Here is a 24,482-nt window from a genome sequence, read left to right on the forward strand (position 1 = left end):
CGCTTCCTGCTATTGCTGCGTGCCGTTCTGGTTCGACGCCTCGTCGCCCATGACGGTGCGCTTGAGGTTATCCACGCCGTCGGAAGCCTTGTCCGACAGGTCGTTCAGGTTGACTTCAATGGTTCCCACGCCGTCAAAATGGTAGCGGAACTCGAAGAACAGGCTGATGATGAGCAGTGGGATGGTGACCCAGAACGCGAAGACCACCAGCAAGATCACGATGAGGATGGGCATGGAGAACATCTGCCTGCCCTGGCGTTCGGCCACGAGTGACGTGTCGACGCTCTTACGCAGAACGCGCTTGAGCCACCCCATGAAGCGGGAGAACCCGTCGACGAACGCGTTGGCTTTCGTGGACTGCTCGTAATCGCTCTGGGCCTGGGCCATGCGCGCCGCGTCCTGCTCGTCGGCCGACGTAGCGCCCGACGTAGCGTAGCTCGCCGTCTTGGCGGCCGTCTTGCCCTGGCGTTCGAGCAGCACGACGGCGTCGAGCACGTCGTAGCCGCTCAGCTCCAGGGCCGCGCGCGCCTCCTCGAAGCTTACGCCTGTCTTGTCGCGGACAAGCTCGGCCTTGCGCATCTTCTCTTCGTCGGAGGGTGTTGCGGCGGGGCCGGTTGCATCCGTTGCCGTGGGGTCGCTCATGGTGGTCGTCCCTTCTCGTGGGGGAGCCGTGCAGCTCCCAATGGATGATCCCATCATGCGGCGCGCACATTAAGGCGTCCCTGTGCGCGGATTAATATTGGCTTAACGTTTCACCACTGCTGGTAGCGTTGAGGGATATCGTGCCCACATTCCCTGGTGTTTTGACGGTTCCTCGCTGCCGTTCCGTTGCAAAGGGCCCCAGCTGGTTACACTAGGCGTAGTCAGATTTTCTGAACACGGCGGAATCGGCGCGCCCTGGCATCGCAGCGCATGCGGTGTCGGGCGCGCTTTTGTCCCCGCCCAGAGAGGAGCCGTTCCGTGGCGAATAGCGAAGAAGCGCTCAACGCTCAGGTTGATCAGGCGATTAAGAATCTCCCCACGCTCGTTGAGAACCTGTCGGGGCGTGATCGTAAGGCTCGCCAGATGTCGGCGCACGTCATCGCCGAGCTCGCGCGCATCAGGCCCGAGGCTATCGCCCCATTCGTCGACGATCTCATTGACGCCATCGAGCGCCCGGAGGCTCAGACGCGCTGGGAGGTGCTCGACGCACTGACGTCGCTGGCGAGCGTCGACCCCGAGACGGCGGCCAAGGCGTACGACGGGGCTGAGACGTCTCTGTTCGACGAAGAGTCCGGCCTGCTGCGCGTGACGGCGTTTCGTTATTTCACGACGATGGGCATCCAGCCCGGCTGGTCGACGCGCGTGTGGCCGCTGCTCGACGAGGCACTGCAGTGCTACCACGGCGACCAGGAGTTCCCGGGCATGCTCGACGCGATTGCCGCGTTCGCTCAGGAGCCCACGACGGACGCGTCCGTTCGCGCTGCCCTGGCCGAGCGCATGAAGTTCGACGCCCAGTCGTCGAAGGGCGCCCTGTCCAACCGCGCCCGCCAGATTATTGAGATCTGCAGAAAGTAACAGGTCGACAACATAATGTGACGCGCTGTCGGGATGCTGCGACATCCGCGCGCTAGAATGGGCCCGCACGTTGCACGTCAGGACGCGCGGGCCCATTCTTGTGGCCGGCGCTGCCCGTTCCCAAAGACCCGCTATGAGATCGAGGAGAACGACATGGCACAGCACACCGTCACGCTTATTCCCGGCGACGGCATCGGCCCGGAGATCTGCCAGGCCATGCGCCGCGTCGTCGACGCCACCGGCGTCGACATCGCCTGGGAGGAGGTCGAGGCCGGCGCGGACGTCATGGACAAGTACGGCACCCCGCTGCCCGAGTCCGTGTTCGAGTCCATCCAGAGGAACAAGGTCGCCATCAAGGGCCCCATCACGACGCCGGTCGGCTACGGCTTCCGCAGCTGCAACGTCGCGCTGCGCAAGCGCCTCGACCTCTACGTCAACCTGAGGCCTGCTTATACGCTGCCGGGCAACGGCGCGCGCTACGACGACATCGATCTCGTGCTCGTGCGCGAGAACACCGAGGACCTCTACGCCGGCATCGAGTTCGAGGAAGGCTCTGAAGGCGCCAAGGGGCTTATCGACTACGTGAACGCCTCGGGCGCGGGCCAGATCAAGCCCGACTCCGGCATCACGATAAAACCGATTTCCGTGTCCGGCTCCGAGCGCATCGTGCGCTACGCTTTCGAGTACGCGCTGGCCAACGGTCGCCACAAGGTCACGGCCGTGCACAAGGCCAACATCATGAAGTACACGGACGGCCTGTACCTGCGCGTGGCCCGCGAGGTTGCCAAGGAGTACGAGGGCCGCATCGAGTTCGAGGACCGCATCGTCGACGCCACGTGCATGGGCCTCGTCATGCACCCCGAGAACTTCGACGTGCTCGTGCTGCCCAACCTGTATGGCGACATCGTGAGTGACCTGTGCGCCGGCCTTGTTGGCGGCCTGGGCATCGCGCCGGGTGCCAACATCGGCAAGGACGTCGCGCTGTTCGAGCCTGTTCACGGCAGCGCCCCGAGCCATGCCGGCAAGAACGAGGCCAACCCCACGGCCGAGATCCTGTCTGCCGTCATGATGCTGCAGCATCTCGGCGAGAAGGAGGCGGCTGATCGCATCCTTGCTGCCGTGCGCGCGGTTCTGGGCGAGGGCAAGGACGTCACGTACGACATCAAGCGTACGATCACCGGCTCGACGGAGGGCTGTGTCTCCACGAGCGCCTACGCTGACGCCATCATCGCGAAGCTGTAACGCCTTAAAGCGGCGCCGTTCTGCCGGAGCCCCGCATCCATCCAGAATATCGGATGGATGCGGGGCTTTATTTGTTTTTGTGGGACATGTCCTGACCTGGCAGGGGAGGGAAGGCCTGGCGTGGCCAAAACCATGCCGCTTTGCGAGCCCGCCTGTGCCGAACGCGCTCCCTGCGGGCCGCGAACCCGCACTTTCGGCGACCTGTGCTGCGGCAGTCAGGGCCCGTACGTTCCCGGGGCGCCTCGCATAGGAGGGAGGACTCACAAAGCTCGGTGTTTTTGGCCAGATCAGGGCGTCCCCGTCAGTTTCTGCCCTTGTGCGACAGCGTTAACCCTCACCCGCCGGGATCATCCATTTTGGTTATGCCGGCGAGTCTTGACGCGCCATGTATGGCCTCTGACCTGCGCAAATACCAAATCACCCCTTTTGGCACGCCTCGTTGCGTAAGCTGAAAACCAGCCGCGGGCCCCGGGCGTCCTGCTCGGGGTGCTCGCGTCATCGTATCGCCGTACCATGAAGAAAGGGGAACCACATGGCACAGCTCAGTATGGACCGCCGTAGCTTCGTCGCCGGCTCCGCCGCCGTCGGCATCGCCGGCGCCGTTGCCGCTTCCGGTCTGGTCGGCGCCACACGCGCAGAGGCCGAGGAGGCCCACAAGGCTGCGGTCACGTCCTACTACCAGTGCGCCGAGGACTGGCTCGGCCTGCCTCCCGAGACGGGCGAGCCCTCCGAGACCTACGAGTGCGACGTGCTCGTTCTCGGTGGCGGCCACGCCGGCATTCACGCTGCCCTTGCTGCCGCGGAGGGCGGCGCCAAGGTCATCGTGGTCGAGAAGTGGGCCGAGGACATGCGCAAGGTCAAGGGCGAGGACATCGGCCACATCAACTCGCAGTGGCTCATCGACCAGGGCTACGGCCCCTACGACGTGGGCGAGGTCACCAACGAGTTCGTGCGTCGTGCCGGCGGCCGCTGCAACCCCGAGATCATCCGCAAGTTCGTTGCGAACTCCGGCGAGATGTTCGACCATCTGCAGAGCCTCGTGAGCTGGCCTGATGATCGCATCAAGATCATGCCGACGACCGAGCGTAACCCCGAGGCCTCTCCGTTCGATCCGAGCCAGGTCATCTGCCAGGTCTCCGGCTCCACGGCCGACGGCCCCGTCGAGTATCCGATGATGTGCGGCGGCAACGGCTCCTACGCCGCCGTCGCCCAGTTCATGGGCGAGATCAGCCACGACAACTCCATCCCCGGCTGCGCCGCCATGTCGCGCCTGGACGAGGTCATGCAGTTCGCCATTCTCAAGGGCCAGGAGCTCGGCGCCGAGTGGCACTACGGCGAGCGTGCCCTCAAGCTGACGACGGACGAGTCCGGTGCGGTCACGGGCGCCATCTCGCAGAAGAACGACGACGAGACGTACGTTGAGTACAAGGCCAAGACGGGCGTCATCCTGTGCCTGGGCGACTATAGCGGCGACTACAAGATGGTGTGGAACCTCAACGCTGACATCGCCGAGTTCAATGCGCGCCAGGGCCTCACGCAGGACGACCTGTTCTCGCCGTTCGCCGACTGCACGGGCGACGGCCAGAAGATGGCCTGCTGGATCGGCGCTGTCATGGAGCCCACGCCCCGTGCTTCGATGAACACCGGCGGTGGCGGTGGCGGCCCTTGGGGCACGTGCCCGTACCTGTTCCTCAATGCCAACGGTGAGCGCTTCTGCAACGAGGCCAACGCGGTGGGCGTCACCGAGGCTACGCTGCTCCAGCCTGCCGGTGTCGTCGCGACCGTGACGGACGCCAAGTACTACGAGACGCTCAAGAACGCTGGCCTCGACCACGGCGCGCCGAACTACGGCCGCCCGGTCTACTACGAGGAGCTCGTCGCCGACATGGAGGCCATCGAGCTCGAGAACCCCGAGGGCGGTCCGGTGCGCAAGTGCATCATCGCTGAGCGCGACCCCTCGACGGTTTACGCTTCCGAGACGCTTGAGGGCGCGCTGAAGCTCGCCGGCTACGAGGGTGAGGCGCTCGAGACGGCTCTGGCGCAGGTCGCGGCCTACAACGAGCTGTGTGCGTCGGGCAAGGACTCGCAGTACGGCAAGGACGCCAAGTACATGGTGCCGATCGACGAACCGCCGTTCTACACGGCTCCGGCTGATAACTCCAAGACGACGAGCGCGGGCCTCGTGACGCTGGCCGGTCTCGAGACGAACAACAACCTGCAGGTGCTCGACGTCAGTGGCAACGTTATCCCCGGCCTGTGGGCTGCAGGTAACTGCCTGGGCGAGCGCTACGGCAACTCGTACGCCACGCCGTTCGCCGGCAACTCCATCGGCATGGCCATGACGCACGGCCGCGTCGCCGGCAAGCTCATCACCGGCCAGGAAGTCCTCTAAGCACGACGGTGTGCGGCGCGTCCGGTCGGGCTATCCCCCGATTCGCCTGACCTGATGCGCCGCTACCCATAGGCCCTCCCGTCCCAGCGGAAGCACCGGGGCGGGAGGGCTTTTCGTGCGCCGCCCGTTGCGGGCGGAATGCCCTTCGGGCTGGGACGGGGATGCCGGGATGTGTGGCGTGCAGGGCGGCAGGGCGGGGAGCGGCGTCGCCAAGTTGCCGCGCCGCCCGATGTGCTTGCTCCGGTAAAACGAGGACGGCCCCATCCCGCCGCGCTTTGGGATGGGGCCGCCTGCCGTGCGCGGTTCTAGACGCCCGGCCTTACTTGCCGGCGAGGTAGGTGCCGAGCTCGCGGCCGAGCGTGATGCACATGCCGATGCTCACGCCGGGGATGGGCGTGATGTATGCCGGCCCGAAGCGCATGCCGCAGTTGTTGCCCGTGGCGTAGAGGCCCTCGATGGGCTGGTAGTTCTCGTCGAGCACCTGCTGGTCGTTCGTCGTGACGAAGCCGCCGGTCGTCACGAGCGCGAAGCCGAGCGCCGGCTCGGTGACGTGCGTATAGAACGGGCCGTTCTCCACGGCGAACAGGAAGCGCGGGTCCTTGCCGAAGTCGTCGTCGACGCCTGCGGCGCACAGCTCGTTGTAGTGCTCGACCGTGGCGAGGAACGTGGCCTTCTGATCGGCGTTGTAGCCGATGAAGTCGGCGAGCTCGTCGAGCGTGTCGGCGCAGAACCAGCCCTCTGCCCCCTCGGCGCCCGTGCCCTGAGCCGCGGCGATGGTGGCCTTCATATTCTCGACCGTCGCCTCGTCGGCATAGTCGAACGCCTGGTGGCCCGGGAAGCCGATGATGATCTGGTCGGCATAGCCGCTGTCGTACACCGAGATGATCTTGCCGCGGTGCAGGCGGGCGAGCTGGAAGCCGTTGAGCTCGGGGCCGCCGAAGCCCTCGTTCTGGAAGCGCTCGCCGTCACCGTCGACCCACAGCGGGCCAGGGATGTAGTCCGGGATCGTCATGGAGTCGAAGTTCATGGACGAGATGTCCGTCTCGAGGCGGCCACCGGCCCACACGCCCATCTGGATGGCCGAGCCGTCGCGATCCATCATGCCGGCGAAGTCCTCGCCCGGCGCGAACGTGCGGGCGATCTGGGGCAGGAGGTCGGCACACATCTCCGCGTTGCCGCCGAAGCCGCCGCCGGCCAGGATGACGCCCTTGGAGGCGTTCACCTTGACGTAGGAGCCGTCGGAAGCCTTGGCGACGAAGCCTGTCACCGCGTCGCCGTCCTTCACGAGCTGCACGGCCGACGTGCCGAACAGGACCTGGGCGTTGGCGGCGTAGTTCTGCTCAACGTAGCTGAGCTGGCAGCGGGAGAGGTCCTTCATCTCGAGGCCCTCGCCGTTGTTGACCATGCCCTTGCCGTTCCAGTTGTCCTCCCACCACTGCAGCGTGCCCGCGTAGTAGCGCAGACCGTTGTTGAGCTGGTGGATCGTGTGCTCGTTGTCCGGCCAGTGCGTGACGTGGGCCTTGTCCACGATGTCGGCGTCAACGGCCTCGAGGTACCAGTCGACCGCCTCGCCGGAGTGCTTGGCGAACTTCATGACGAGCGCCGGGTTGGCCTTGTTGTGCGCCTGGAGCTCCCAGTTGTTGACGAACTCGACGGGGTCGACCTCGGGCACGTCGTACTTGGCGAGCGCCTTGGAGTTGATGTGGCCGATGTCGTGGCCCAGCGTGAACCAGCTGTCCTTCTCCTGCTTCTCGGCGACGAGCACGTTCACGCCCTGCTCGGCGAGCTCGCGGTAGGCGGCCAGGCCCGCGTGGCCCAGACCGACGATGGCGACGTCGACGTCGTATGCCTGGGCGATGTCTGCGTCGGCTACGGGCTCGGGGGCCGTGCGCCACGACGCCGCGCTGGCGTCAGAGGCCTGGCTCGCGCCGGCCTCGTCGGCACGGGCGACGCCAGCTAGGGCGCTGGCGCCAGCGACGCCAAGGGCGAGCGCGCCGCTGCCGGCGAGCAGGTCGCGACGGGTGATGGAAGATGCTGCGCTCATGGGTGGTTCCCTTCCGTAAGGGTTGCGACGCCTTCTGTTTAAGAGGCGTCGACCGGGGTGTTGTGGCGCCGCCGCCCTGCGGGGGAGGGCGGCGCCTCGCTTGCCGGGCACCATGATGCGCATCGGGACGCTGTTGGGGAATCGCAGCGCGATGGTGATGCTCTGACCTGGTATTTTGACGAACATCACCCCTGTGCTGCGATATGGCTTTTGCCAGGGGAGGCCTGCGTCGGGGACGCCTTACTGGGCTGCGGGCGAGCCGCCCTCGTCCATCGTTTCGAGCAATGACACGAGCTCTTCGCGATTCGTCGTCTTCGTCTTGGCGTAGATGTGGGAGAGGTGCGTCTTGACGGTGTTCTTGGAGATGCCGAGCGTCTCTTCGACGTAGGCGCCGCTGTGTCCCGACGCCCAGATCGCGAGCACTTGCGTCTCGCGGGCCGAGAGCTTCGCGCGCTGGGCGAGCGCCTCGACGCGTGTCTCGAACACGTTGGCGCGCGGGCCTTCGAGGGCGTCTCGCGACACGAGCAGCTTGCCCTGCATGCCCACGAGCACGAGCGCTATGACGAGGATGGCGAACAGCGCAACGTACACGCACGCCTGCGTGTCGACGGCGCCGCTCGACCCCATGCCCTGGCCCAGCAGGTAGCCCAGGTATTCCGCAGCGAGGCTGATGGCGAATATGCCCAGCACGGGCCTATGGCGCGTCAGTGCTTCGCCGGCGACCAGCGACCAGACGAGGATGCGGATGACGCTGGAGCCGATGGCGACGACGCCCTGCCCGGCCATGGCTGGCGCCGCCACAGGGCTGACGAGCGCGATGCACCCGACGAACATGAGCGGAAGCGCGAAGAAGAACGCGGTCAGGATGCTGCGGCGGTGCGAGACGAAGGCAACGGCGCAGGCAATGACCGTTGCCAAGGCGCTGCTCAGGCAGAAGCCGACCCACTCGGCGGCGACGGTGAAGTCGAGTAGGCGCAGCGTGCCCGTCGTGCGCATGGCGCCCCCGACGAGCGAGGCGAGCAGGACGATGGCCATGAGGTTGAGCGGGATGCCCCCGAGCCAGCCGGGGAGCCCGCGCGTGTTAGCGGGAGGCTCTTGGCTCGCCGTAGATGCGTCGGGAGCGTCTTGCGAGAGGTGCGCCGGCACGCCCAGGAGGATGAGCAGCGCTGCGGAGCCGAGGGGCAGCGCCACGCCGATGCCGGCCGCGACGGCGTTCGGGACGAGCATGAGCGCCGCAAACGCGGCCAGGCCGGCCACGGATGCCAGGGCGAGCGTGAGCACGGCGCTGCGGACGCCACGGGAGGCGAGGCACTCCTGCCAGCAGAGGAGCAGCCATGCGAGGCCGACCGACGAGAGGACGTAGCCGGTCACCGAGCCTCCGGCGCCGAGGCCGAGCGGCTCGGTGAGCCAGATGACGAGCGTGCCGATCGCCCCGAGCACGGCTGATCCGAACGCGAAGCTGCGATGACGGGTGGCTGGCGCAAGGCGCTTGGCCAGCAGGGCGACGACCAGCGCCGTCAGCGCGACGGCTGCCATGGCGAACAGGTGAGTGCGGATCATCGAGACGCCGCGGTTGACGATGGGACTCGAGAACAGGATCGACTGCCAGGCGACGAGCAGGGCATAGCCCACGTAGGGCACGAGCGGGCGAGGCAGATACGAGCGTGCCGCAGCGAGAAGGGAAGACTGAGATTGCGACATGAGGCTCCTTGGAAGAGATCAACCGACAACAGGTGACGAGGTATGTCTCTCGTCCTATTGTAAGCCCCTTACTTCCGGCCTGCGATTGTCGTTTGGGCCGGCTGCGGACGCCCCGGTTTCCGGTTGCCTTGTGCTGCCAGGGGCCTCCTAACGCCGCGCGCCGCTCTTGTGGCGCAGCCCCCGCATGAACCACGCGTAGGCCAGCGCGATGAGCACGCCGACGCCGGCGACGACGGCCGCCACAGTCGCAGCCTGCGCAAAGCCGGCGCCCGCAGCTGCGGCGGCGCTCGTCCCGTCTGCGATGAGGCCGGCCTGCGTCCCGGACATCAGGCCGATGAACAGCGACGGCGCCACGCAGGCCGCGACCTGCACGAAGATGTTGAGCAGCGACACGCCACTGGGGTTGAGCTCGCGCGGCAGCGTCTTGAGACCGGCGGTCTGCGACGGCGACATGACGGCGCCCGCTCCGCAGAACACCAGGATGCTGGCCACGAACACGGCCGGTAGCGCCAACGTCGCGCCGAACAGCGCGTTGAGCACCATGCCTGCCAGCGCCAGCGCAAAGCCGATCGGCAGCAGCGGCCACTCGCCACTCGCGTCCTCGATGCGCCCGGCCACGAGGGCCACGCCGGCATTGAGCAGCACGGGCACGAGCAGCAGGCAGCCTGAGACGAGCGACGTCAGCCCGAGTGCGCTCTCGAAGTAAAGCGGCAGCAGCACGCTCATGGAGAACATGCACATCATCGCGATCATGACGAGCAGGCAGGCCGGGAAGAAGCGGCCCGAGCGCATCGGCGTCATGTCGAGCAGTGGCTCGCGCCCGGAGCGCTTCATCGCGAACTGCCGCGCCACGAACGCAGCGATGCCGGCCAGGCCCACGGCGATGGCGACGAGCGCGACCACGAGCTGAGTCGACAGGATGGACACGCCGTACACGAAGGCGAACAGGCCGACGGCGGCCAGCGCCACTGAGAGCGGGTCGATGGAGATGGCCTGCGTCGGGTTGGCGTTGCGCACGAGCGGTATGCCGGCGGCCAGGACGACGAGCGAGATGATGACCACCGGCACGAACACGAAGCGCCAGCCGCACAGCGTGACGAGCAGGCCGGAGAGCACGGGAGCCAGCGCCGGCCCGAACGTGATCATGCAGCTGCCGATGGCCATGTACGTGCCGAGCTTCTGGCGCGGCGCGACGAGTAGGATGGAGTTCATCATGAGCGGGATGAGCATGCCGGCGCCGACGGCCTGCAGCAGGCGAAACGCCAGCAGCAGCGGGAAGCTCGGTGCCAGTGCCCCCACGACGGAGGCTGCGGCGAGGACGGCCGTCGCGACGAAGAACAGCGGGCGCAGGTGGAAGCGCTGGAACAGGAAGCTCGTCGTGACGACCATGAGCGTCGAGACGACCATGTAGCCGCTGACGAGCCACTGAGACGTGACGGCGTCGACGGACAGCTCGGCCATGAGGCTGACGAGTGCCATGTTCATGATGTTCTCGTTGTACGTCGCCACGAACGCCGCGGCAAACAGCACGACGAGCATGGGCAGGGCCTGGCCAGGCCGAAGGGAGGATGCGGTATCCATCTGGTGGTGCTCCTTGCTTGGATCGCTTCGGGGTCGGCTGACGGGCGACCAGTCCGGGGCCTCGGATGGAGGGCGAGGCCAGCCCGGCGCCGCGCAGGGGTGGCGCAGCGTGACTGCGGGACGCGAGCAGGGGTGCGCCCTGTTCCGAACGACGGCAAAAAAGAAGGCGCCCTGTTGACTGTACCTCGTCACGGGGCGCCCTCTCTGTATTGCCTAGGCGTATGGTAGCAAGATCATCCGCATTCGTGTAAGACATTGCACGGCGAGGGCATACCTTCTCCACGGATGGAGCACGGGCGTGTTTTCTACCAGCCCTCCACGGCGTCTACGGCGTCGATCATAGCGGAGCGCAGGCCGGCGCGCTCCAGGGCGGCGACGCCCTTGATCGTCGTGCCGCCGGGGGAGCATACGGCGTCCTTGAGCGCACCGGGGTGCTCGCCGCTCGCCACGAGCATGGCGCCCGTGCCGGCGACCATCTGGCCTGCAAGCTGGTAGGCCTGGGCGCGCGTGAGGCCGTGCTTGACGCCGGCATCTCCCAGGGCCTCGATGGCCATGCAGATCCAGGCGGGGCCGCAGCCCGCGATCGTGCCGGCGACGCCCATGTGCGCTGTGTCGACGCGTACGACGATGCCAACGCTGCCGAGCAGCCTGTCGAGCAGAGTGCGCTCGCTTGCGTCCAGCGAGTCGACGTCCTCGACGACGAACACGCCCTGCCCCACGGAGACCGGCGTGTTGGGCACGCAACTCACGTGATGCGTGCCGGGCGCGAGGATCTGCTCGTATGTCTCGAACGGCATGCCGGCGGCTACGGAGAGCACGACCTTGCCAGGGGTGGCCAGCGCCTCGCGTACGGGGGCAAGCACGTCGGCCACCTGGTAAGGCTTCACGGCAACGACCACGACGTCGGCAACATCCACGACGTCGGCGGCGCTGTGCAGGGGCGTGATCCCGAGCGCGCCAGTCGTGCGACAGAGCTTGTCCCAGTCGCGAGCGCAGGCACAGGCGTGTGCGGGATCGATGGCGCCGGCGTTGACGAGTCCCTTCGCCAGGGCCTGCGCCATGTTGCCGAAGCCGATGAAGCCGAGCCTGACCTGCGGCGTCTCATGTGCGACGTTCTGGTCGTCCATGTCCGATCTCCTGTTCTGTGCGGATGCCCAGCGAGTTATCGGGATAATACCCGCTCGTTGTTGCCGTTGTAATAAAGCGGCGCCGAAGGCATAAGGCCGACGGCGCCGCTTTCGTTTCGTGATTCTGGCGATGTGAGCGTGCGGGTGGGCGGCCCTAGGCGGCGTCAGTCGGCGCCCAGGAGATGGAGGCCGCGCCGAGGCCGAGGTTGCACGACAGCACGGGGCCGCCGTCCTTCACGCGAATCTTTGCTTGCGGGAACGCCGCCTTCGCCGCCTTGAGCAGCTCGACGACGAGGGGCCCACGCGCTCCGTAGTGCGCAAGCGTCAGGTCGCGCGCGTCGACGGGCACCTGCGCGACCATCTCGCGGGCGGCGACGTCGGTGCCGCGGGCAACGGCAGCACAGGCTATGGCGCCGTCGCGGATCGTGAACACGGGCAGGCGGTTGAGCAGCGTCGTCACGGACTGCGGAAGCATGGAGAGGCGCCCCGCCGAGCGCAACGGCTCCGTCGTCAGCACGGAGAAACACACGCCCTGGCGCTCGCGGGCGTGCACGAGATCGTCGACGACGGTCTCGAAGCCGGCCCCGCTCGCCTCGAGCTCGCGGGCGCGGCGCACGAGGTACTCGATGCCGGCAAAGCCGCCAAGCGAGTCGAGCACGGCGATGTGCGCTGTCGAGCCCGTCCCGGCGTCGGCTAGCGCGCCCTGCACCTGGTCGGCCGCGCGACAGGCGTTGCGGTACGTGCTGCCCAGGCGCGACGAGAGCGTCACGCACAGCACATTGCGTCCGGCGCTCACGAGCGGCTCGAACGCGGCGCGGAAGGCGTCGGCGCTCGCAGCGTGTGACTCGCTGGCGCTGCCGGCGCGCAGGGCGGCGTCGTAGTCGCCGTTGGCGTCCATGAACGACTCGACATATTCCTGCCCGTCGACGACGTAGCGGTTGCTTACGAGCGAGACGTCGAGGGAGGTCGCCTCGGAGCGGGCGAGCATGGCTGTCGAGTCGACGACGATGCCCAGGGAGGGACGCGATGCCTGTGCGCTCACTGCTCCATCACCCCAATCTTGCGGAAGCGCTCGTAGCGCTGCGCCACGAGCTCATCGCCGGACAGCATGCCCAGCGTCGCGAGCGTCTGCTCAAAGCCTGCGCGCAGCTCGTCGGCCAGCGCGGACACGTTGCCGTCATGCTCGGAGACGATACGGTCGATGATGCCGAGACGCAGCAGGTCGTCGGCCGTGAGCCCGAGCTGCTCGGCAGCCTGGGCGGCCTTGGCGGCGTCCTTGTACAGGATGGACGCACAGCCCTCGGGGCTGATGACGGAGTAGACGGCGTTTTCGAGCATCCACACCTCGTTGCCCATGCCAAGGCCAAGGGCGCCTCCGCTGCCGCCCTCGCCGATGACGACGCTGATGAGCGGCACCGTGAGGCCTGCCATGGCAGCGAGGTTCTCGGCGATGGCGAGGCCCTGGCCGCGCTCCTCCGCCTCGATACCGCAGTAGGCCCCCGACGTGTCGATGAGGCAGATGACGGGCCGGCCGAACTTCTCGGCCTGCTGCATGAGGCGCAGTGCCTTGCGGTAGCCCTCGGGATGGGCGGAGCCGAAGTTGCGCGCGACGCGGTCTTTCGTCGACGTGCCGCGCTCCGTGCCGATGACGGTGACGGCTTGCCCGCCGAGCCGCGCGATGCCGCCCACGACGGCGCCGTCGTCGGCGAAGCGCCGGTCGCCGTGGAACTCGACGAACTCGTCGAACACCTGCGAGATGAGCGTGAGCGCCGTCGGACGATGCGTGCTGCGCGCGTTGCGCACACGGTCGTAAGCCGTCGGGGCGCTGGCGGGCGCGGCCTCGGGCGCCGGGGTTGTCGTGGCACCGGCGCCCTGGGTGGCTTCGCCAGGCTCCGAGGTAGCGCCGGCGCTTGCCGGCTCCGGGGCGCCGCCCTCTTCAGCGGGCGCTCCCGTGCGTGCGGCGTTCACGCGATGGGCTTCCTGCAGTACGGCCTGCGCGCCGTCGGCCACGCGCGCCGCGACGCCCTGGGCCGCCTCGGCGACCGTGCTTGCGACGGCCTGCGCGACCTCGGACGCGCTCGGGCGCTCGCCATGGGCACCGCCTGCGTGCTCGGCCGAGGTCTCAGCGTCTGCCGAGCGGCCTGCGATGCCGAGCGCCGTGTCGACGCCGGGTGCTGCGGGCTGCACGTGCGCGCCGTCCGCTCCGACCCCGTGCAGCGCCAGCACACGGCCCAGGTAGCCCTTGAGCTGCGGGCGCGCGACGATCTGGTCGACGAAGCCGTGCTCGAGCTGGAACTCTGCGCTCTGGAAGCCGGCGGGCAGCTTGCGGTGGATCGTCTGCTCGATGACGCGCGGCCCCGCAAAGGCCACGAGGGCGCCCGGCTCGGCAAGCGTGACGTCGCCGAGCATGGCGAAGCTTGCCGTGACGCCGCCCGACGTCGGGTCGGTCAGCACGCACACGTACAGGCCGCCGGCATCGGAGAAACGCCTCTGGGCTGCGGACACCTTCGCCATCTGCATGAGCGACGTCGTGCCCTCCTGCATGCGTGCGCCGCCCGACACGGTGAAGCCGACGACAGGCAGCCCCGCCTCGCCGGCCTTCTCAAAGCACCGCGCGATCTTCTCGCCAACGACCGATCCCATGGAGCCCATCATGAAGTCGCCGCTCATGACGAACAGGGCGCACGGCAGGCCGTCGATCGTCGCCCGGCCGCAGACGACGGCGTCGTTCTCGCCGCTCTTCTCGCGGTACTTCTCGAGCTTCGAGGCATATCCCGGGAAGTTCAGGAAGTCGCGGGAGCGCAGGTCGGCGTCCCATTCGACGAAGCTGTCGGCGTCGGTCGTGATCTCGATGCGCCGGCGGGCCGTCAGGCGCATGTGGTGGCCGCACCGGGGGCAGACGTCCAGGTTGGTCGCCATGTCCTCGACGTCCACGATGCGGTGGCAGCTGGGGCACTTCACGTAGAGCCGGCGCTCCGCCACCTCGACGGGAACCTCGGTCAAAGGGCTCTCGAGCGTGTTGCGGCTCTTCTTCGAGATGAGCTTGGCAAACATGTCCATCGACGGCATCGGCTACGCTCCCATCAGGTGGCTCATGAGGTTCGTGTGGTAGACGCCCGAGATGAACTCGGCGTTGTTCAGGATGTCGAGCTGCAGCTCCGAGCTGTCGGAGACGCCCTCGATGGCGAGTTCGCCCAAGGCGGAGCGCATCTTGCGGATAGCCTCCTCGCGCGTGCCGGCATGTACGATGAGCTTGCCGAGCATGGAGTCGTAGTAGGGTGGCACGTTCATGCCCTGGTAGAGCGCCGAGTCGAAGCGCACCCACGGGCCACCGGGCACGTGCAGCATCGTCACCTTGCCGCAGCTTGGCATGCCCTCGCGCGTCTCGGCGTTGATGCGGCACTCGATGGCGTGGCCGCGCACGTGGATGTCGTCCTGCGTGAACGGCAGCTCGGTGCCGGCGGCGACGCGCAGCTGCCACTTCACGAGGTCGAGGCCGGTCACCATCTCGGTGACGGGGTGCTCGACCTGCAGGCGCGTGTTCATCTCCATGAAGTAGAACTCGCCTGCGTCTGTGTAGAGGAACTCGATCGTGCCGACGCCCGTGTAGCCGACGGCCTTAGCGATGGCGCGCGCCGCCGCGTACAGGCGGGTGCGCACGTCGTCGGGCAGGCACTCGCACGGGCTCTCCTCGAGCAGCTTCTGGTTGCGGCGCTGCACGGAGCACTCGCGCTCGCCGAGCGTGACGACGTTGCCGTATGTGTCGCAGAGCAGCTGCACCTCGACGTGGTGGGCGTCGGTGATGAACTTCTCCATGTAGCACGCGCCGTCACCGAAGGCGGCCTCGGCCTCGTTGAACGCCTCCTGGTAGGCGTGGCCCGCGTCCTGGGCGTTGTCGATGCGCCGGATGCCACGGCCGCCGCCGCCTGCGCGCGCCTTGATGAGCACGGGGCAGCCGATGCGCTCTGCTTCGGAGATGGCCTGCTCGGGCGATGACAGCAGGTCGCAGCCCTCGGCGACGGGCGCCCCTGCCGTGCGGGCGACGCGGCGGGCGAGGTCCTTGTTGCCCATCTGGGCGATGACCTCGGGCGTGGGCCCGATGAACACGAGGCCGCACTCCTGGACGCGCCGGGCGAAGTCGGCGTTCTCGGACAGGAAGCCGTAGCCGGGGTGGATGGCCGAGCAGCCCGACTCGACGGCCACGGTGAGGATGGCGTCCTCGTTGAGGTAGCTGTCCTGGGCACGCGGGCCGCCGATGCAGTAGCTCTCGTCAGCAAGCGCCACGTGCAGGGCGTCGCGATCGGCTGTGGAGAACACGGCGACGGTCTGAACGCCCATTTCCTTGCAGGCGCGGATGACGCGCACGGCGATCTCGCCACGGTTCGCTATCAGGATCTTCGAGAACATGGGCACACGCTTTCGTGATCGGGGAGGGGCGGACGGCGCGCGGCTCGGCGGCCTACTCGGCCTCGGGGGCCTTGGGCTGCACGAGCGCGAACGAGAACTCGGCCGTCGTGCACAGCGTGCCGTTGACGCTGGCCGTGCCCGTCGCGAAGCGGAACGGGCCCTTGGCCTTCGTGATGGAGCAGACGAGCTCGATGGTGTCTCCGGGCGCGACGGGGTGCTTGAAGCGCACCTTGTCCAGGCTCGTGTAGTAGGGCGTCGCGCCCTTGAGCGCCGGGTCGTCGGCGAGCAGCACGCAGCAGTTCTGCGCGATCATCTCGCACTGGATGACGCCGGGGACGACGGGGTTGCCGGGGAAGTGTCCCTGCAGGAAGAACTCGTCGCCGCGCACGTGGTACGTGCCGTGGGCCTGCCCGTCGACGACGGACGCCTCGTCGAGCAGCAGCATGGGCTCGCGGTGCGGCAGGATCGTCTTGAGCTGCTCCCTATCCATGGGTGCCTCCTTGTTGGGACGGCCCCGGTCGCGCAGGGCGAGGCCGGGGCCGGACGTGTGCGCTGGCTACTCCGAGATCTTCATGAGGCAGCGGCCGTACTCGACGAGCTCACCGTCCGAGACGCAGATGTCCACAATCGTGCCGTCGCACTCGGCCGCGATCTCGTTCATGCACTTCATCGCCTCGACGATGCAGAGCGTGTCGCCCTTCTTCACCTTGGAGCCCACGGTGACGAACGGGTCGGCGCCGGGCGCGGGCGCGGCGTAGAACACGCCTACCATGGGGGCGCTCACCTCGCGGGAGCCGTCGTCGGCCGGCTTGGGCGCAGGCGCCGCGGGGGCGGGAGCGGGAGTGCTCGCCGACGCGGGCGATGCGGGGGCCGGCGCCGGGGCTGGCGTGGGTGCCGCGCCCGGGAAGCCGGAGGCGGCGGCGATGACGACGGGCGGGACGGGCGCCGGGGTCGGGGCGACCTTGGGCCCGCGGTCGAGCTCGATCTTGCCGGACTCGTCGTCGATCTTCACGTGCGACAGGTCGTGCTGCTCCATGAGCTCGACGATGCCGCGCAGGGTTTCGAGGTCCATCGGTTACTCCTCTTCGTACTTCTTGAACGCCAGCGCGGCGTTGTGGCCACCGAAGCCGAGGTTCGTCGAGAGTGCCCAGCGCCCGTCGAACGTGCGGGCCGTGCCGGGCGTGTAGTCCAGGTCGCACTCGGGGTCGGCGTGCTCGAGGTGGATGGTCGGGGGCACGACGCCGTCGCGCAGCGCCAGCGCGCACACCATGGCCTCCATGGCGCCCGTCGCGCCGAGCATGTGGCCCGTCATCGACTTCGTGGACGAGATGTGGGCCGCGCGGGCCGCGTCCTCGCCGAGGGCCTGCTTAAAGCCACGCGTCTCCGAGGCGTCGTTGAGCTTCGTCGACGTGCCGTGCGCGTTGATGTAGAGCCCCTCGCTCGCGTCGAGGCCTGCCTCGGCGACGGCGATCTTGATGGCGTTCGTGATGCCGGCCGCCTCGGGGTCGGGCGACGTGATGTGGTAGGCGTCCGCCGTGTTGCCGTAGCCGGCGACCTCGGCGTAGATCTTGGCGCCGCGAGCGCGGGCGTGCTCCAGCTCCTCGAGCACGAGCACGACAGCGCCCTCACCCATGACGAAGCCGTCGCGCTCGGCGTCGAACGGGCGGCAGGCCGTCTCGGGGTCGGGGTTCTTCGACAGCGCCATGCAGCTCGTGAACGCTGCGATGGCGACGGGCAGGACGCTTGCCTCCGAGCCGCCGGCCAGGCACACGTCGGCGTAACCGTCCTTGATGGCGTGGAAGGCCTCGCCGACCTCGTGGGCGCTCGTGGAGCACGCCGTGACGACGGGCAGCGTCGGGCCGGTGGCGTGATGGCGCATGGAGACGGCGCCCGAGGCCATGTTTGCGATCATCATCGGGATCATGAACGGCGACACCTTGCGAGGGCCGCCCTCGTTGAACTTCGTGATCTGGTCGATCATCGTCGAGAAGCCGCCGATACCCGAGCCCACGTACGTGCCCACGCGCGTGGGGTCAACGTTGGCGTGCTCGGGAGCGTCCTCTGCAGCGCCTGCGCCCGCCTTGGCGCCGGGGATGACGAGCCCGGCGTCGGCCACGGCCTCGTCGGAGGCTGCGATGGCGTACTGCACGTTGGGGTCGTTGTGACGCACCTCGGACTTGGAGAGGTAGGCGAGCGGGTCGAAGCCCTTGACCTCGGCGGCGACGGACACCTTGAAGTCGGCCGTGTCGAAACGCGTGATGGTGCCGACGCCGTTCGTGCCTGCCTTCAGGGCCTTCCATGTGTCGGGGGCGTTAAGGGCCAGGGGCGTGACGGCGCCCAGGCCGGTTATGACGACTCTGCGATGATCCATCGGTCATGCTCCAAACTCGGGCCGCGCACGGGCCCTGCTTGCGGTTGGTACGAAAGAGAGGCTGGCTGCCCGGGCGCTACATGCGCAGGCCGCCGTCGACGCGGATGACCTCGCCCGTGACGTAGCCGGCTGCCTCGCTGGCGAGGAACGCTACGACGGCCGCGACGTCGGCGGCGCTGCCCATGCGGCCGAGCGGTATCTGCTCGTCGTAGCGGGTGCGGACGTCGGCAGGCAGGTCTGCCGTCATGTCAGTCTCGATGAAGCCGGGCGCCACGGCGTTGCACGTGACGCCGCGCTTGGCGAACTCGCGCGCCACCGACTTCGTGAGGCCGATGAGGCCGGCCTTCGACGAGGCGTAGTTGGCCTGGCCCGCGTTGCCCATGATGCCGACGACGGACGTCACGTTGACGATGCGGCCTGCCTGGGCGCGCATGAGCGTGCGGGACAGGGCTTTCGTCATGTGGAACGCGCCTTTGAGGTTCACGTCGATGACGCGGTCGAAGTCGTCCTCGCTCATGCGCATGAGCAGGCTGTCGCGCGTGATGCCGGCGTTGTTGACGAGGGCGCTGACCGGGCCCTGCTCGGCGACGATCTGCTTGCAGACGTCCGTGCAGGCCTGGGCGTCGGCCACGTCGCAGCGGTAGGCGCACGCCGTGGCGCCCAAGGCCCGGACGGCCTCGAGCGTGTCGGCTGCGGCCTGCTCGTTGCCGGCGTAGACGAGCGCGAGGTCGCAGCCCTGCGCCGCGAGCGCCTCGGAGATGGCGCGACCGATGCCGCGCGTGCCGCCGGTCACGACGGCCAGGCGACGCTGCGGGGTCTCGGTGGCGGTCGTAGTGTCCTCAGTGCATGCCATGGGCAAAAGCCTCCTTCGTGCGATCGCGTGATCGCGGACGGGCGGGGTGCGTGCGGGTGCGGGGCGCTATGCCAGGCCGAGCTCGGTGAGCACGGCGTCCAGCTCGGCGGGCGTCTCGCAGCTCAGGGCGCGGGCGTCGGGCAGCGTGCGCTTCACAAGGCCCGTGAGCACCTTGCCGGGACCCACCTCGACGAACGTGTCGATGCCCCGATCGGCCATGCCCTGCAGCGTGCGCGTCCAGCGCACGGGGTGGGCCACCTGGCTCGCGAGCAAGTTTGCCTGCTCGACGGCGTCGGCCGGGTAGGGGCGGCCCGTCGCGTTGGCCCAGATCTCGACGCCTGCCGGGTGCAGCGGGTGCGTCTCCAGGTAGGCGCGCAGGCCGTCGCTGGCCGCCTGCATGTACGGGCTGTGGAACGCGCCGGACACGGCGAGCGGCATGGCGCGGCCACCGGCCTGCTTCACGAGGGGCGCCAGCGTTTCGAGTGCCGCAGCCGAGCCGGCGACGACGGTCTGGGCGGGGCTGTTGTAGTTGACGGCCCACGCCTCTCCGGCCTGGCTTGCGAGCTCCTCCACCTGCTCGGGGGCCAGCTTGAGCACCGCGAGCATGCCGCCCGGGTGCGCCGTGCAGGCCTCGTCCATGAGGCGGGCGCGCTCGCATACGAGCTCGAAGCCCTGCGCGTCGCCGAGCACGCCGGCAAAGGCCAGCGCGGCCAGCTCGCCCAGGGAGAAACCGGCGACGCAAGCGGGGCGCACGCCGCGAGCCTGCAGCGCGCGGGCGCACGCCAGGTCCATCGCGTACATGCACGGCTGCGTGTTGGCCGTCTGCTTGAGCTCGTCGGCGCTGCCCTCGAAGCACAGCGCGCTCGTGCCGGGGCGCACCTCGTCGCACGCGTCGAACACGGCGCGCGCCGCAGGCTCGGCGGCGGCAAGCTCGGCGCCCATGCCGGGGTGCTGGGCTCCCTGGCCGGCAAACAGCAGCGCGACGTTCGGGAGCACGGGGGTTTCTACGCGATCCACGTGCCCGCCCCCTTGAGCGTGCGCTCGGCCCCGTCCATGAGGTCGGCGATGATGGCGGCGGCAGGCTCCTCCTTGCTCACCATGGCGGCAACCTGGCCGGCCATGAAGTAGCCGCGGTCGGAGTCGCCGTCCTTCGCGGCCCTGCGCAGCGCACCGGCGGAGGTGCCGTGCAGCTCGTCATCGTTCTGGCACGTTGCCTCGAGCTGGGCGTAGTCGTGCGTGAACGGCGTCTTGAGCGCGCGCACGGGATGGCCGGTGCGGCGGCCGGTCACGATGGTCGAGATGTCCTTGGCCTTGAGGATCTTGTCCTTGTAGACCTGGCTGACCGTGCACTCCGTGGCGACGAGGAAACGCGTGCCCACCTGCACGCCCTGCGCGCCGAGCATGAACGCCGCCGCGACCTGGCGGCCGTCGGCGATGCCGCCCGCTGCGAGCACGGGGATGTTCACGGCGTCGACGACCTGCGGCACGAGTGCCATCGTCGTGAGGTCGCCCACGTGGCCGCCCGACTCGCCGCCCTCGGCGACGACGGCGGCCGCGCCGAGGCGCGCCACGAGCTTGGCCATGGACACGGAGGCGACGACGGGGATGACCTTGATGCCCGCCTCTTTCCAGGCGGCCATGTACTTCGTGGGGTTGCCGGCGCCTGTGACGACGACGGGCACGTGCTCGTCGATGACGACCTGGGCCACTTCGTCGGCGAACGGGCTCATGAGCATGATGTTCACGCCGAACGGCTTGTCGGTGTGTGCGCGCAGCTCGTGAATCTGGTCGCGCAGCCAGGCCGCGTCCGCGTTCATGGCAGCGATGATGCCCAGGCCGCCGGCCTCGGAGACCGCGGCGGCCAGGCTGGCGTCGGCGATCCAGGCCATGCCGCCCTGGAACACGGGGTGCTCGATGCCGAGCAGGTCACACAGGGGGGTTCGGATCATGGTAGCGTGCTCCTCGCTTTCGTGAGGGCGGCCGGCGCCGTTTGAAGAGGTGCCGGCCGCCCGCCCGTTCGTGCGCGTGGCCCTAGGCGCGTCGCGCCGCGGGGCCTTGCCTGCGCCTAGTTACCGGCGATGGCGTCGTCGACGAGCTTGACGAAGTCGCCGACCGTCTTGGGGTTGGACTCGGGATCGATCTCGATGCCGAACTCCTCCTCGCAGGCCATGACGGCCTCGACGGTGGCCAGGCTGTCCAGACCGGCGGACTCGAGCGTCATCTCGGGCGTGAACTCGACGTTCTCGAGGCCGTCCTGCTCCTTGAGGACCTTCACCACGCGGTCGAACGTGCTCTCAGCCATGCTTTCCTCCTTGGTATCGGGCCCGACGGCGCCGGACCTCCAATGGCCTTTCCTACGTATCTTATCTACATGCGGGGCGCGTGTGGCGCACGCCGCCTTGGCTGCACCGCACGCCCACCGCGCATGTTCCTCTGTGGGTGCCCTACGACAGCTGCGTCGGGCCGCCCGGCTGCCACACGATGAGCGAGCAGCCGGTGACGAGCCCGGCACCGAAGCCGAACAGGGCCACGAGCTCGCCGTCCTTGAGCTGGCCCGTTGTTGCGAGCGTGTCGAGCGACAGCGGGATGCAGGCGCTCGACACGTTGGCCGTGTGGTCGATCGTAACGATGACCTTGGCCGGGTCGATGCCCAGGCGCTCGACGCCGGCGTCGATGATGCGCTTATTCGCCTGGTGGAACACGAAGTGGTCGATGCTTTCGAGCGCGATGCCCGTCTCGGCGGACATGAGCTCGAGCTCCGAGCAGATGTGCGTCACCGCGAACTTGAACACCTCGCGACCACGCATCGTCAGGAAGGACGGGCCCTCGTACTTGCGCTCGTCGAACGGCGAGTTGCCGCCCGGCGTGGGGACGTGGATGGCCTCGAGACTGCTTTGCGTCGTGAGATGGGTGTACAGCGGGCTTTCTCCGCCGGCCCCGAGGACGGCCGCCGCCGCGCCGTCGCCGAACAGCACGCACGTAGCGCGGTCCGTCCAGTCGCTGACGCGCGTGACCTTCTCGGCGGAGACGATGAGGATGCGCTGGGCCCTGCCGCGCGCGAAGTAGCCGTCGGCGACGTCGAGGGCGAACACGAAGCCCGCGCAGGCGGCGTTGACGTCGAACGCGGGGCACGTGGCGCCGATCGCGCCCTGAACGACGCAGGCCTGGGCTGGTGTGGCGTGCTCGGCGGACATCGTCGTGCAGATGATGAGGTCGAGCTGCTCGGGGGCAACGCCGGCGCGCTCGAGCGCCTGGCGCGATGCGGCGACGGACAGCTCGTCGAGCGTCTCTGTCGTGCAGACGGGGCGGCTCTTTATGCCGGTGCGCTCGGTGATCCAGGCGTCGTCGGTGTCGAGAAACTGCGAGAGCTCGTCGTTGGTGACCTGGCGGGCGGGCAGGGCGCTGCCGGTGCCCATCACGTGGAACGACATGGTTGGTCAAACCTCCTGCTTCGTGGGTCGCGCGACGGTGCCCCTGCGAGTCGCGCGAGCGACCTGCGGTGGCGTGAATAGACGGCGCAAATACGCCAGGCTAAACGATACGCCTTCTTGTACCCACGGTCACTGCGCAGACACAGAGAACAAACAACACTGAAGGCATCATGTGTTGGGTATCGGACTGGTGTGGCGAATCTCTAGGTGGGGGCGTACACACGCGGAACGGGCGCTCTGGGTCGCGGTGCTCCACGTGCATCCCGGCGCGTGTTGCGAGCCGTGCTTTTAGGGTGGGCGCGTGCGGGGGCGAGGGGGCCTGCGCCGGTGGGGGAGTACCCTGCCTGCGTGTGAGGCTATCATCAGGCGGTGCGCCGCATACCGCGCTACGGGAAGCCCCGGCGCGGGGAAGGGCGTACTGCGAGCGGAAGGGATTGCCATGAGCGAGTGCGGGTGCGGGTGTGGCGGGGCGGCTGCGGCCAAGGCTCCGATGAGCGACGTCGTCGAGCGCTTCCTGCGCTACGTGCAGGTTGACTCGCAGGGCGTGCCGTCCAACGCGGCACAGGTGCCCTCGAGCGCCTGCCAGTTTGATATGACGAACCTGCTTGCGGAGGAGCTGCGGGCCCTGGGCTGCGAGGACGTCACGACGACGGAACACGCCTATGTCACGGCGCACGTGCCGGCCTCGGCTGGCTGCGAGGGCATGCCGACGCTTGCGTTCAACGCCCACATCGACTCGCAGGCCGACGTGCCCGGCAACGGCGTAAAGCCGCACATCGTCGACTACGAGGGCGGCAAGCTCGTCATGGGCGTCGTTGATGGCAAGGAGGTCTACACCGACCCGAGCGTCAATCCCGAGCTCAACGACATGGTGGGCCGCCAGATCATCGTGACGGACGGCCGCACGCTGCTCTCGGCTGACGACAAGGCCGGCATCGCCGAGATCATGGCGCTCATCGCTCGCTTCAAGGCAGACCCGAGCCTGCCGCACCCCCGTCTCGCCGTCAGCTTCGTGCCCGACGAGGAGATCGGCCATGGCGCGAAGTTCCTCGACCTCGACGAGCAGGGGGCGGCGTTCGGCTACACGCTGGACGGCGGCCCCATCGGCGTCATGAACTACGAGACGTTCAACGCCTGCTCCGTCAACGTCGACTTCAAGGGCTTCTCCGTGCACACGGGCACGGCCAAGGGGCGCATGATCAACGCCATCGACATCGCGTGCGGTTATAACCAGCTCATGCCCCAGCAGTCCAAGCCCGAGTTCACCGATGGCTATGACGGCTTCATCCACCTGTGCGAGCTCTCCGGCGGCTGCGAGCACGCGCACGCCCAGTACATCATCCGCGACCACGACCGCGCGAAGTTCGAGGCGTACAAGCAGCTCATGCTGCACGCGGCCGACTACCTCAACGAGATGTATGGCACGCACGTCGACGGGTCGCCCATCATCACGGTGAGCATCGAGGACACGTACTTCAACATGGCCGAGGTCATCAACAAGCACCCGCACCTCATCGAGAACGCCCGGGCGGCCTACGCGGCGCACGGCTACACGATGTGGACCGAACCGATGCGCGGCGGCACGGACGGCGCCCAGCTGTGCTTCCGCGGCCTGCCGATGGCCAACATCAGCTGCGGCTACCACAACGCGCATGGCGTGAAGGAGTTCATCGGCATCTACGAGCTCGAGGACATGGTTGACGTTCTGCAGACGCTGTGCGAGATCTACGCCAAGGAGCCCGCCCAGGCGTAGGGGGCGGGCACTGTAGCCAGGAA

The 24,482-nt window shown here is 68.2% G+C and carries 20 protein-coding genes; 4 read left to right on the forward strand and 16 right to left on the reverse strand.

Going from position 1 to position 24,482, the window contains the following annotated elements; all coding sequences use genetic code 11:
* Positions 1-9: 9 nt before the first annotated feature.
* On the reverse strand, positions 10-642 hold the full coding sequence (locus KHZ24_03620) for a UBA/TS-N domain protein (GenBank protein ID MBS5450286.1): 633 nt from the start codon (positions 640-642) through the stop codon (positions 10-12).
* A gap of 363 nt (positions 643-1,005) precedes the next feature.
* Between KHZ24_03620 and KHZ24_03625 the strand changes: the two genes are divergently transcribed.
* The 3 genes from KHZ24_03625 (at position 1,006) to KHZ24_03635 (ending at position 5,191) form a co-directional block, all read left to right on the forward strand.
* Positions 1,006-1,557, forward strand: a complete 552-nt coding sequence (locus tag KHZ24_03625) for a hypothetical protein (protein ID MBS5450287.1) — start codon at positions 1,006-1,008, stop codon at positions 1,555-1,557.
* 153 nt (positions 1,558-1,710) lie between these two features.
* Positions 1,711-2,799 (forward strand): isocitrate/isopropylmalate dehydrogenase family protein, encoded by a 1,089-nt coding sequence (locus KHZ24_03630; GenBank protein ID MBS5450288.1) that lies wholly within the window; start codon positions 1,711-1,713, stop codon positions 2,797-2,799.
* A gap of 532 nt (positions 2,800-3,331) precedes the next feature.
* On the forward strand, positions 3,332-5,191 hold the full coding sequence (locus KHZ24_03635) for an FAD-binding protein (GenBank protein ID MBS5450289.1): 1,860 nt from the start codon (positions 3,332-3,334) through the stop codon (positions 5,189-5,191).
* Positions 5,192-5,510: 319 nt separating this feature from the next.
* On the opposite strand, the gene KHZ24_03640 is transcribed toward KHZ24_03635, so the two are convergent.
* The 15 genes from KHZ24_03640 to KHZ24_03710 form a co-directional block, all read right to left on the reverse strand.
* Complete coding sequence (locus KHZ24_03640; protein ID MBS5450290.1) at positions 5,511-7,235, reverse strand: FAD-dependent oxidoreductase; 1,725 nt, start codon at positions 7,233-7,235, stop codon at positions 5,511-5,513.
* A gap of 240 nt (positions 7,236-7,475) precedes the next feature.
* Entirely contained in the window at positions 7,476-8,936 is a 1,461-nt protein-coding gene (locus tag KHZ24_03645; protein MBS5450291.1) for a helix-turn-helix transcriptional regulator, read from the reverse strand.
* A gap of 147 nt (positions 8,937-9,083) precedes the next feature.
* Entirely contained in the window at positions 9,084-10,517 is a 1,434-nt protein-coding gene (locus KHZ24_03650; protein ID MBS5450292.1) for an MFS transporter, read from the reverse strand.
* Positions 10,518-10,822: 305 nt separating this feature from the next.
* Positions 10,823-11,644, reverse strand: coding sequence for a pyrroline-5-carboxylate reductase (gene proC / locus KHZ24_03655; protein ID MBS5450293.1), 822 nt, complete (start codon positions 11,642-11,644; stop codon positions 10,823-10,825).
* A gap of 154 nt (positions 11,645-11,798) precedes the next feature.
* Positions 11,799-12,686: a DegV family protein gene (locus KHZ24_03660; GenBank protein ID MBS5450294.1), complete on the reverse strand. Its 888-nt coding sequence runs from the start codon at positions 12,684-12,686 to the stop codon at positions 11,799-11,801.
* Positions 12,683-14,698 carry an acetyl-CoA carboxylase carboxyltransferase subunit alpha gene (locus KHZ24_03665; protein ID MBS5450295.1) on the reverse strand — a complete coding sequence of 672 codons (2,016 nt, stop codon included), beginning with the start codon at positions 14,696-14,698 and terminating at the stop codon, positions 12,683-12,685. The genes KHZ24_03660 and KHZ24_03665 overlap by 4 nt, the downstream gene beginning before the upstream one ends.
* An 18-nt stretch (positions 14,699-14,716) precedes the next feature.
* Positions 14,717-16,051, reverse strand: coding sequence for an acetyl-CoA carboxylase biotin carboxylase subunit (locus KHZ24_03670; protein MBS5450296.1), 1,335 nt, complete (start codon positions 16,049-16,051; stop codon positions 14,717-14,719).
* Between the two features lie 52 nt (positions 16,052-16,103).
* Positions 16,104-16,541 (reverse strand): beta-hydroxyacyl-ACP dehydratase, encoded by a 438-nt coding sequence (locus KHZ24_03675; protein MBS5450297.1) that lies wholly within the window; start codon positions 16,539-16,541, stop codon positions 16,104-16,106.
* A gap of 66 nt (positions 16,542-16,607) precedes the next feature.
* Positions 16,608-17,123 carry an acetyl-CoA carboxylase biotin carboxyl carrier protein gene (gene accB / locus KHZ24_03680; GenBank protein MBS5450298.1) on the reverse strand — a complete coding sequence of 172 codons (516 nt, stop codon included), beginning with the start codon at positions 17,121-17,123 and terminating at the stop codon, positions 16,608-16,610.
* A 3-nt stretch (positions 17,124-17,126) separates the two neighbouring features.
* Positions 17,127-18,422 carry a beta-ketoacyl-ACP synthase II gene (gene fabF, locus KHZ24_03685; protein MBS5450299.1) on the reverse strand — a complete coding sequence of 432 codons (1,296 nt, stop codon included), beginning with the start codon at positions 18,420-18,422 and terminating at the stop codon, positions 17,127-17,129.
* Between the two features lie 76 nt (positions 18,423-18,498).
* Positions 18,499-19,275: a 3-oxoacyl-[acyl-carrier-protein] reductase gene (gene fabG, locus KHZ24_03690; protein MBS5450300.1), complete on the reverse strand. Its 777-nt coding sequence runs from the start codon at positions 19,273-19,275 to the stop codon at positions 18,499-18,501.
* Positions 19,276-19,341: 66 nt separating this feature from the next.
* Entirely contained in the window at positions 19,342-20,217 is an 876-nt protein-coding gene (locus tag KHZ24_03695; GenBank protein MBS5450301.1) for an ACP S-malonyltransferase, read from the reverse strand.
* A 62-nt stretch (positions 20,218-20,279) separates the two neighbouring features.
* A complete protein-coding gene (gene fabK, locus KHZ24_03700; protein ID MBS5450302.1) occupies positions 20,280-21,224 on the reverse strand; it encodes an enoyl-[acyl-carrier-protein] reductase FabK in 945 nt (314 codons plus the stop codon).
* Positions 21,225-21,340: 116 nt separating this feature from the next.
* The gene (locus tag KHZ24_03705) at positions 21,341-21,577 is read right to left on the reverse strand and encodes an acyl carrier protein (protein MBS5450303.1); all 237 of its coding nucleotides are present in this window, start codon (positions 21,575-21,577) and stop codon (positions 21,341-21,343) included.
* Positions 21,578-21,719: 142 nt separating this feature from the next.
* On the reverse strand, positions 21,720-22,706 hold the full coding sequence (locus KHZ24_03710) for a ketoacyl-ACP synthase III (protein ID MBS5450304.1): 987 nt from the start codon (positions 22,704-22,706) through the stop codon (positions 21,720-21,722).
* A gap of 490 nt (positions 22,707-23,196) precedes the next feature.
* On the opposite strand from KHZ24_03710, the gene pepT reads away from it, so the two are divergent.
* Complete coding sequence (pepT, locus tag KHZ24_03715) at positions 23,197-24,459, forward strand: peptidase T (GenBank protein MBS5450305.1); 1,263 nt, start codon at positions 23,197-23,199, stop codon at positions 24,457-24,459.
* The last annotated feature ends 23 nt before the right edge of the window (positions 24,460-24,482 follow it).

This window comes from Coriobacteriia bacterium (assembly GCA_018368455.1).
Classification (GTDB): domain Bacteria; phylum Actinomycetota; class Coriobacteriia; order Coriobacteriales; family UMGS124; genus JAGZEG01.

Bases quoted from the DNA above. Each gene is read 5' to 3' on its own strand.
- KHZ24_03620 (MBS5450286.1), bottom strand. From the start codon at position 642: ATGAGCGACCCCACGGCAACGGATGCAACCGGCCCCGCCGCAACACCC.
- KHZ24_03630 (MBS5450288.1), top strand. From the start codon at position 1,711: ATGGCACAGCACACCGTCACGCTTATTCCCGGCGACGGCATCGGCCCG.
- KHZ24_03635 (MBS5450289.1), top strand. From the start codon at position 3,332: ATGGCACAGCTCAGTATGGACCGCCGTAGCTTCGTCGCCGGCTCCGCC.
- KHZ24_03640 (MBS5450290.1), bottom strand. From the start codon at position 7,235: ATGAGCGCAGCATCTTCCATCACCCGTCGCGACCTGCTCGCCGGCAGC.
- KHZ24_03645 (MBS5450291.1), bottom strand. From the start codon at position 8,936: ATGTCGCAATCTCAGTCTTCCCTTCTCGCTGCGGCACGCTCGTATCTG.
- KHZ24_03650 (MBS5450292.1), bottom strand. From the start codon at position 10,517: ATGGATACCGCATCCTCCCTTCGGCCTGGCCAGGCCCTGCCCATGCTC.
- proC (MBS5450293.1), bottom strand. From the start codon at position 11,644: ATGGACGACCAGAACGTCGCACATGAGACGCCGCAGGTCAGGCTCGGC.
- KHZ24_03665 (MBS5450295.1), bottom strand. From the start codon at position 14,698: ATGTTTGCCAAGCTCATCTCGAAGAAGAGCCGCAACACGCTCGAGAGC.
- KHZ24_03670 (MBS5450296.1), bottom strand. From the start codon at position 16,051: ATGTTCTCGAAGATCCTGATAGCGAACCGTGGCGAGATCGCCGTGCGC.
- KHZ24_03675 (MBS5450297.1), bottom strand. From the start codon at position 16,541: ATGGATAGGGAGCAGCTCAAGACGATCCTGCCGCACCGCGAGCCCATG.
- accB (MBS5450298.1), bottom strand. From the start codon at position 17,123: ATGGACCTCGAAACCCTGCGCGGCATCGTCGAGCTCATGGAGCAGCAC.
- fabF (MBS5450299.1), bottom strand. From the start codon at position 18,422: ATGGATCATCGCAGAGTCGTCATAACCGGCCTGGGCGCCGTCACGCCC.
- fabG (MBS5450300.1), bottom strand. From the start codon at position 19,275: ATGGCATGCACTGAGGACACTACGACCGCCACCGAGACCCCGCAGCGT.
- KHZ24_03695 (MBS5450301.1), bottom strand. From the start codon at position 20,217: ATGGGCGCCGAGCTTGCCGCCGCCGAGCCTGCGGCGCGCGCCGTGTTC.
- fabK (MBS5450302.1), bottom strand. From the start codon at position 21,224: ATGATCCGAACCCCCCTGTGTGACCTGCTCGGCATCGAGCACCCCGTG.
- KHZ24_03705 (MBS5450303.1), bottom strand. From the start codon at position 21,577: ATGGCTGAGAGCACGTTCGACCGCGTGGTGAAGGTCCTCAAGGAGCAG.
- KHZ24_03710 (MBS5450304.1), bottom strand. From the start codon at position 22,706: ATGTCGTTCCACGTGATGGGCACCGGCAGCGCCCTGCCCGCCCGCCAG.
- pepT (MBS5450305.1), top strand. From the start codon at position 23,197: ATGAGCGACGTCGTCGAGCGCTTCCTGCGCTACGTGCAGGTTGACTCG.